The organism is Acinetobacter sp. UBA2063, assembly GCF_002333245.1.
GTDB lineage: Bacteria > Pseudomonadota > Gammaproteobacteria > Pseudomonadales > Moraxellaceae > Acinetobacter > Acinetobacter parvus.
In genome coordinates this window covers 8,031-12,164 of sequence record NZ_DDAH01000234.1, presented here as the reverse complement: position 1 = coordinate 12,164, position 4,134 = coordinate 8,031, and the positions used below count along the sequence as shown (strand labels likewise).

The following is a 4,134-nucleotide window of genomic DNA, read 5'->3' as shown; positions in this document are numbered from 1 at the left end:
TTATCAAAAAATCAAATTCCTGGGTACTTACAGTTTAGGCCTGCAATGTCCTCACATTTTTAAACGACTTTATTTATAGCAAAATTCAAACAAGAATAAAGCTTTCTCCCTCTAAATTTATAAAAAAGACATTCCGAAGAATGCCTTTGTAAATTTATGAGGTTTTTGCAACCTGTATCTGTCGATGTTCAGAATGCAGGTAGTCATCCGACTGCATTTCCAGCAATCTTGAACGGGTACGCTCAATTTCAAAAGCCAATTTCTGACCTTCATAAAGCTCAATAATTGAATCTTCTGACGTCAGCAATAATTTCACCCCACGATCATAAAACTCATCGACCAGATAAATAAAACGTCGGGTTCCTTCTGACAGGAAATCGGTCAAATTCGGAATATTGCTGACCAATACAGTATTGTAAATATTGGCAATTTCAATAAAGTCTGCTGGACTACGTGGCTTAAAGCATAATTCAGAGAATTCACACCACAATACATCTTCGGTATGCCCCAGCGTCTCTACCACACGATTGTTAATCATGATGGGTGTATTCGACTTGGTTTGAGTATGTGTAAGCGATTGGAAACGTTCAAGCATCCATGACTGGGCATCACTGCTTAATGGATATTTAAACAACTGTGCCTGTTTCAAAACTCGTAAACGGTAATCAATGCCTGCATCAACATTTAAAACCACACAGTTTTTCTGTACCAGTGTAATCGTGGGCATAAAACGGTCACGGTGAATCCCGTTTTTATATAAACCCTCTGGCGCAATGTTTGATGTTGCAATCAGGGTAATGCCACGCTCAAATAGTTTCTGGAATAAATCACTAAGAATCATTGCATCTGTCACGTTCGACACAAAGAACTCGTCAAAACAAATCACAACTGCATTTTTATAAATTTGATCGGCCACTGCATCCAGAGGATTACGCTGGCCTGAAAGCTTGTTTAATTCTTTATGGACGTGCTGCATAAAGTGATGAAAATGCATACGGGTCTTGCGGCGGAACGGGACAGCATCATAAAACTGGTCCATTAACCAAGTCTTGCCACGGCCTACACCGCCCCACATATAAACCCCTTTTGGATAGGTCTGACGACGGAAACGTCGAAATGCTTTCTTGGAAGCTTTATAACGAGTGAGTAATTCTTTCCATACTCGATCTAACTCTTGCACTGCCTGAGCCTGAGCTTCATCAGGCATAAACTGACCTGACTCAAGCGCTTGAGTATAGCGTTCAGCAGGTGATGCAGGAATAAATGCAGTGCTATGTGAGTCTGGTTTAGAATTTGACATAAGGACTTATTGCAATTTTAATTGGTGAAAATTATATCGAACATTGAGTTCAAAGGCATTAGATTTTAGGCTTAATTATCATGCTGTTTAAACATCATAATCTACCATTTTTAATTATTTAGCTATTTCGATGATATTGTCTAGGGCTTTGTCCAAACCATCTTTTAAAGGCATGATTAAATGCTGCAGGTTCAGAATATCCCAACATTTCGGCCACTTGCTCAATCGAATACGAACTGTTTTCAATGAATTTTAATGCCTTTTGCTTGATGAGCCTTTCCCGAATTTCCTTATAGCTGGTCTGCATTTGCTGTAATTGGTGCCTTAAAGTTCGTTCAGGCATGTTCAATGCACAGGCTGTTTCCGTCATGGTTGGAATCACGCCATTCTGCAGTTCCAGATAATCTTCAACATATTCGACAACGGTCAGCTTGAGGTTTTCATTCTTCTCCAGCTTTGCTAAATCCTGTAGGCATTTTTCCTCATACACCCGATAGGTCAATGTATCTGCGGAGGGGACTTTAATTTGCAGGATTTGAATATCGTCCAGAATGAATGCCGCCTGATCACAATCAAATTTGACATCCTGCCCATAATAGTCCTGATAGGCAGCCATCAATGCCAAGTCTTTTGGCCTTTTAAATGGTAATTCAATTTGAATGTGAGGAATTTCCAGCCCCATCATTTTAAAAATATCTTGTAAAAACCTATAGGTACCTGAGATTTCACATTGTGCTCGGAGATGACGCATGCCTTGAATCAAATACATTAATCCGAGGATAGATCTCTTCATAATTCCAAATGCAATTCTCAAGACTTTAATGTTGTACTATAAAAAAGCATGTAAATGAATTGCCGAAATGATCAAGTTCTGCGTCTATACAATCATATTTAATCTTGATAAAACCTTTAAACTTGCACAAAACTTAGCTGTGTAGGGGGGGTGGGCTATGCGTAATGCGAACAAGGATGCAATTCAAAAAACCAAAGTTGCCATTATTGGTGCAGGTTTTGGTGGTTTGGCAATGGCTATTCGACTATTACAAAGTCAAATCAATGATTTTGTGATTTTGGAAAAGACCAATGATGTGGGTGGCACATGGCGAGAAAACCAGTATCCAGGTGCAGCCTGTGATGTTCAATCGCATATGTATTCCCTTTCATTTGCACCTAAAACCGACTGGTCCAAACGTTACGCAGAAGCAGATGAAATTTTTACTTATATTCAGGATATTACTGAACAATATAAATTAAAAGATTATTGTAAATTTAATCATGAAGTGACTCATGCTCAGTTTGATGAAAACCGCAATGTCTGGACTGTAGAATTTAAAGACCAGCCAACACTTGAAGCACAATTTGTTATTTTTGCTTCTGGTCCACTGCATGTTCCCCAAATTCCACACATTAAAGGGATTGAGAAATTCAAAGGCAAAGTCTTCCATTCTTCAAAATGGGAACACGATTATGATTTAAGTGGTAAATCTGTTGCCTCTATTGGTACAGGTGGCAGTGCCATTCAGTATATTCCTGAAATTGCACCCGAAGTAAAACAGCTTTATGTGTTTCAGCGTACTGCAGCATGGGTCATCCCACGTGATGAACGTAAATATTCACAACTCAGCAAGACTTTGTTCAAGGCATCGAATATTTATCGCCAAATCCATCGTACCCGCTTGTACTGGACCAATGAGTCTCGTGTCGTGCCGATTGTACAACCTCAGATCATGAAATATGGTCAAAAGCTTGCAGAAGCCTTTATTCGTTTTCAGGTGAAAGATAAAGAACTCGCCAAGAAACTAACTCCTGATTTCGTCATGGGTTGTAAGCGTATTTTGATTTCCAACAAATACTTTCCAACCTTTAACCGTAAAAACGTTGAACTGGTTACAGATGCTATTCAGGAAATTACTGCAAATGGCATCATCACCAAAGATGGTAAAGAACGTCAGATTGACTGCCTGATTTATGGTACAGGTTTTATTACCGATCCACGTATCTACTTAAAGCATTTTGATTGTGTCGGTCGTAATGGCATTGAGCTGAAACAGGCATGGAAAGATGGCGCTGAAAGTTACTATGGCATTGCCACCAAGAACTTCCCGAACCTGTTCCAGCTACTTGGTCCTAACACAATCTTAGGGCATAACTCTGTGATTTTCATGATTGAATCACAAGTGAACTATATTCTACAGTTGATCCAGACCGTGGATAAAACAGCTACTCAGGCGATTGAAATCAAGCATGATGCACAAGATCAGTTCAACGAACGTGTACAGGAACAGCTTAAAGGTACGGTATGGCAAGCAGGTGGCTGTAGCAGTTGGTATCAGGCGGCTGATGGCAAGAACTTCTCTCTATGGCCAACTTATACCTGGAAATACTGGTTAGAAACGCGTAAAGCGAATGTTGCTGATTATAATTTTATGAGTAATGACGCTAAGCAATCAAAAAAACAAGTCGCTTAAATTGTAATGATAAACGAGAGGATAATTTATGATCCTCTCCTTTATTGTTTTAAGGTTCGTAATAATCGCCATTACCTGACATTGGTGTGGTGTAGTAAACATCCACATACGGACGCTTGTGATCTTTTAGTGGAAAACGTTTCACTAAAATCATGGCATACGTATTTTCAATATGCTGATAATCTTCAATTTGATCTTGTTTAATAATTTGCCACTGTCCTTTTTCCCGATTCTCCCATAATCCGACCTCTTTAATTTCACGAATCTTTAAGCATTGTGGTCGTTCGGAAGCTGCGCTGTTATTTTCACAAGATACGAAATGAGGAAAAACCTCAAATGTTAAAATTTCAGGTTTAGACTGATATT

General features: G+C 39.1%; 2 protein-coding genes and 2 pseudogenes. 1 reads left to right on the top strand and 3 read right to left on the bottom strand.

The annotated features are described in order from the left end of the window. Positions 1-154: 154 nt before the first annotated feature. Positions 155-1,300, bottom strand: coding sequence for a cell division protein ZapE (gene zapE, locus B4H32_RS11165; protein WP_004682208.1), 1,146 nt, complete (start codon positions 1,298-1,300; stop codon positions 155-157). Positions 1,301-1,418: 118 nt separating this feature from the next. Beyond that, positions 1,419-2,042 (bottom strand): annotated as a pseudogene (locus B4H32_RS11160) (helix-turn-helix transcriptional regulator); the annotation flags it as partial. Positions 2,043-2,250: 208 nt separating this feature from the next. Here B4H32_RS11160 and B4H32_RS11155 point away from each other — a divergent pair. Then, positions 2,251-3,768, top strand: coding sequence for a flavin-containing monooxygenase (locus B4H32_RS11155; protein ID WP_004682210.1), 1,518 nt, complete (start codon positions 2,251-2,253; stop codon positions 3,766-3,768). 49 nt (positions 3,769-3,817) lie between these two features. On the opposite strand, the pseudogene B4H32_RS11150 reads toward B4H32_RS11155, so the two are convergent. Then, positions 3,818-4,134 (bottom strand): annotated as a pseudogene (locus B4H32_RS11150) (DUF4377 domain-containing protein); the annotation flags it as partial.